The 4,916-nt window shown below is 41.4% G+C and carries 4 protein-coding genes; 2 read left to right on the top strand and 2 right to left on the bottom strand.

From position 1 onward, the window contains the following. A partial coding sequence (locus DP117_RS21575) for an MnmC family methyltransferase (RefSeq protein ID WP_169220292.1) occupies positions 1–817 on the bottom strand: 817 nt, incomplete at its 3' end. Positions 818–925: 108 nt separating this feature from the next. On the opposite strand from DP117_RS21575, the gene DP117_RS21570 reads away from it, so the two are divergent. Beyond that, entirely contained in the window at positions 926–1,747 is an 822-nt protein-coding gene (locus DP117_RS21570) for a sulfurtransferase (RefSeq protein ID WP_169220290.1), read from the top strand. A 54-nt stretch (positions 1,748–1,801) separates the two neighbouring features. On the opposite strand, the gene DP117_RS35500 is transcribed toward DP117_RS21570, so the two are convergent. Further along, positions 1,802–3,187: a hypothetical protein gene (locus DP117_RS35500; protein WP_248277762.1), complete on the bottom strand. Its 1,386-nt coding sequence runs from the start codon at positions 3,185–3,187 to the stop codon at positions 1,802–1,804. Positions 3,188–3,868: 681 nt separating this feature from the next. Here DP117_RS35500 and DP117_RS21555 point away from each other — a divergent pair. Then, on the top strand, positions 3,869–4,916 hold a 1,048-nt coding region (locus DP117_RS21555; RefSeq protein WP_169220291.1), incomplete at its 3' end, for a FecR family protein.

Below are 4,916 nucleotides of genomic sequence, written 5' to 3'. Positions count from 1 at the left end.
GTGGGGAGATGGGGTGATGGGGAGAATAATAATTATTGACTCCTGAGTGCTGAGTGCTGACTCCTGACTTTGACTCCTGATTTCTGACTTCTAACTCCTGAGTGCTGAGTGCTGAGTGCTGAGTGCTGAGTGCTGGATAGGCGGCTACAGTACCAGGTGTCTTTCTTCCTACTGGTGATGTAGAACCTATTTGTAGTCCAGCACTCAAAAGTGCCGTACGTACTGCAGCAGCACAAGAATAAGTGGCGAGTAAACCATCTATGTCTAAACAAACAGACAGTTGTTTGATAAATTCAACAGTCCATAATTGAGGACAATGAGGTGGTGAAAACGGATCGAGAAAAATTGCATCAGCTTTAAAATCTGACTGGTTTACAAATCTTATCAAGTGTCTGGCATCACCAATAAGTAAAGTTGCTTTGAGACGGTTTTGCTGCACTTGATGCTCAAAGGCTAATTGAGTCAAAATTTGGGTGTATTCATATCCCCAGTTGTCAAATAAGTGATGAGCGATCGCAGCCTGTGGTACACCAGCATTCAGTTCTAAACCAATGACTTCTATGTAACAATTGGGATTGACTGCCCAAATTGTTTGTAAAGCAGCCGCTGTGTTGTATCCTAGACCATAACAAACATCCAGCAACCGTAGTGTTGGTTTATGTGCTTTCAATGGTAGTTGAGTCGGAGTGACAAACTTAAGAAAACTCTCCTGACGCGCTCCGTGATGGCTATGAAACGCCTCGTCAAACTCATCAGAAAAAAAAGTGAACGAGCCATCTGCTGTTAGCTCAGGTGTAAAATCGTTCATGTCTGACATAGTCATAAGTAGTGATGAGATAAGTAGTGATGAGTGATTAATACGGAGATGTTACTAGAGTTGCATAACTAGCAACTAACAATAAACAATAAACAATTGACCAGACTAATGACCAACACTTCTTTCGTTGTTTCTTGTGAATGGCTACTTCAACATCTTGATGATTCTCAAGTTGTGATTGTGGATTGTCGCTTTTCTCTGGCTGATCCACAATTGGGACAACAACAATATCAAGAAAGTCACATCACTGGAGCGTATTACCTAGACTTGAATCAAGATCTTTCCAGCCCAGTGGGAGAACATGGAGGAAGACATCCTTTACCCAACCCGACTGAATTAGCGAATAAGTTATCAGCAATGGGAGTGAATTCCCAGAAAACTTTGGTTGTTGCTTATGATGACTCCCGATTTGCTTTTGCATCTCGTTTGTGGTGGCTATTGCGTTATCTTGGACATCAGCAAGTCGCTGTTCTAGATGGAGGGTTTTCTGCTTGGAAAAAAGCTGGTTACCCTGTTACAGATGTCATTCCTGAACCTCGAAAAGTGACTTTTATCCCTGAGCTACAACCACAAATGGTCGTAGATATTTCGGCAGTGAAAAGTCAGAAAGATTTACAAGGGATAGTATTAGTTGATTCACGAGAAAAAGAACGTTATCTAGGGATTAGAGAACCAATTGATAAAATTGCTGGTCATATTCCTGGTGCTGTTAATTATCCTTGGCAAGAAGTCACTGACGCTGCTGGTTTTCTACTTCAGAAAAAAGAAGAGCAACGTCAACGTTGGTTAGAGTTAGAAAATGCGAAGGAAATTTTTGTTTATTGTGGTTCTGGCGTGACTGCTTGTGTGAATTTACTCTCCTTGGAATTGGCTGGCATTCATACAGGGAAACTTTATGCTGGTAGCTGGAGTGATTGGATTAGTTATTAGTGATTTGTTTTTCATGATTTGTTAAAACCGAAGACAAAAGATAAACGATAAAACTTAAAAACGACCCAATTCTAAATTGTAATTAATACTGAAGAACCAGCCGTCAACATCAATAGTTCTATCGCTAGAACCACCGACAGTAACACCTCCTTGCAAACTAAGATTTGTGTAGTTCGATGTTCCGTAAGTGAAGTGACCGTATAACCGATGGTATTGGTCTTCTCTATCGCGTCGGGTAAAGTCTGACAAACTAAACTGGTAATCAAGACCAATTTGCAGGGATTGTTGTAAGTAGTAGTTGAAAGAAACCCAAACAGAATGAATGAGTCGATCACGGTTGTCTTGTAGACTGGGAGGATCAGTCAAACTGAAACGCAATTCATAGAAGCTATCTAACATCAATTTAGGTGTCAGAGGATCTCGTCGTCCCAAAGACAAGCGGAATGAATTTTCATTCAAAAAGCGATCGCCTGCGTCAAAACCGTTACCATTTCTTGCATAAAATAATTGTTGATTGCTCCATCCAATTTCCCCATACATTTGCGGCGAAAGCTGCTGGTAAACACTAGCGTTGAATCTCACCTGGTTATAATTGTATTTTGATTGTGAAATGTAACGCATTAAGTAGCCATTGATTGATCCATTCAAATAAGTTCTATTCCCTAGGGGTATGGGCGTAGAGGCTAGTGTTAGTCCAGAGTAAATCAAGCCATCTTGTGTGGGATTAACTTTTGAAGAAAAAATGTTATTCGTATGAAAATAGCCAACGTGACCCTGTAGATAGCCAATAGATCTGGGCTGAGGTTCAGGACGTGTTGGCGGTTGTTGCTGTTCTAGTTGCTGTTTTCCCACCACCAGTTTTCCTAGTTCACCAAAGTTAGATTCAGTAGATGCTTGCTTATTTTGCTCCAACCGTTGCAATAGTTTCTCTAATCTTTGTGCATGATCTATTTGGGGTACTTGCAATCGTTGCTCTATGAGTGGTGCAGAAGGTTGGGGTAAATCAGCGGGTTGGCTTTCTAACTGTGGTGGGTTCTCTGGTGTAGATGATGTAGATGGTGTCGGAGATTGTGTGGACGGTGGTGGAGTTTTTTCAGGCGGTGGTGACGGTGGATTTTGTTCAGGAGTTGGTGGTGGTGGATTTTGTTCAGGCGGTGGTGACGGTGGATTTTGTTCAGGAGTTGGTGGTGGTGTCTGATCTGGCGGTGTCTGCGAATACAAACTTGGTATATTATCATAAGCATTTACAAGGTAGGTTGTGCAGCCCAAAAAGGTAGAAAAAATGTCCTCTTTTTGCTGATATATCCCTACTGCTTGATCAAAATTTGCTTGTTGTAATTCTTCGCGATATGTTTTTTGTCCACGCTCTTGGCACAATGGAATGGATATCCATGCAACCCCTAAAGATGGTATTCTTGAGACTAGTTCATTTCTACTCATTAACAAATCTGTATTCGCAGCCTGCGCCGCATCTACTATCTTGATACAGAACAAGATTGCACTACTATACGCGAATACAATCCAAAAGAACAAATTTATCCAGCCCTTGGGTTGCATATTTAATCTTTTTTGGCAAAAGTAGACTCACGGACTGTGCTAAAGATTCCGTGGAGAAATATTAAGTTTCCCAAGAACTTTAGTCACAATATTTTGGTAGTAAATGTACCCATTTTTCATAAAAACACTCAATAAAGGTTGACATTTCCACGGAAAACAGCCGAATTTCACATGAGTGACTTGTTTGGGTGAAACAAGGTTTCCTCCCGCAAACAAAATGCCACAGGAAAGCAGTGCTGCAAGCAGGTTTACGGTACAATCGGTGACTTTGTACTCCGTTTGTACTGAGTCAAACACATACTTACACATACTCATGGATTTCCAGACTTCCCGCGAGGTTTTATGAAGCTTACATTATAGTCCGTAAAAAAACTGATTTTTATGAAAAGAAATTCAAATTATCTATTGACAGTATAATCACGTATTTAGCCGAAGTGAATCATCAATAGATATTAAGCAATTGTACGTAAAAATTGCTATAACAGATAACAGAGTTAAACCGTCAACATCAGAACCTGTCTTCAACTGGTTTGGTATCAGTGAAATTGTCCGAGGCTCCAAACTATGTTTCGCAAGTTTTTTTTACTCCTAGTCATTAGTTTCTGGGGAGTTGTTGTGCTCCCTGTGCCAAAACAAGCAAGTGCTACAACACCTTTGACTCTTGCTGTCATTCAGAACCTCCGCAACTTGGTGCAACTTATACCGCAATACAAGCCGAAGCGTCAGGCATACACATCAGATGCGATGAGTCCGGGGGATGGCTTATCTACCGGTCGATCTGCCTTGGCAGACTTACGTTTTAATGACGGTTCTTTGGCTCGAATAGGAGAAGAGGCAGTATTTCGATTCTTACCGAAAACAAGAAACTTCAGACTGTCCAATGGAACAGTGGTATTGCTTATCCCGCCAGGAAGGGGACAAACACGTATCAATACACCAAATGCTGCAGCAGCAATTCGCGGTTCAGCATTGTTTGTACGTTACGACGAGCAAACAGATACTACGATTGTGGGCGCACTCACAAACAGTGGTATTCAAATATCAAATAAAGATGCTTCTCAAAAACGGGAACTCAAAGCAGGGCAACTGATAATTATTGTTAAAGGGAAATTTATAGCTTTATACGATTTTGATCTAAGAACTTTTTATGAAACGAGTGCTCTGGTTCAAGATTTAAATCTAACTTTGAAACATGGTATGCCAAGTCCAGATCCGGCGATCGCCAGTGTTCAAGCTGAAACTGCTGCTGCTGTTGCTGCACAATCGCCAATTGTCAGTCAGACTGTTCTTGAAAACCCATATTCTATAAAGCCAGAGATTTCCCCAAATTTACCAGGTAACAACATAATAAAACAGACTTCCCCGGTTGACTCCTTACTCGAAGCAGGACAAGTTGTGCCAAATCCTGCTTCGTCTTCGACATCAACATCTACGCCGCCGAACAACAAACCAAATACCACACCACCGACGTTTACACCATCTGAACCTGACACTCCCCCTTCAACATCATCACCACCAACATCTAATCCTGGAACCTCATCATCACCACCAACATCCAATCCTGGAACCTCATCATCACCACCAACATCAACACCAACATCTAATCCTGGAA

It is taken from the genome of Brasilonema sp. UFV-L1, assembly GCF_012912105.1.
In the GTDB taxonomy this organism is placed as follows: Bacteria; Cyanobacteriota; Cyanobacteriia; order Cyanobacteriales; family Nostocaceae; genus Brasilonema.
This window is presented reverse-complemented; position numbering and strand designations above follow the sequence as displayed.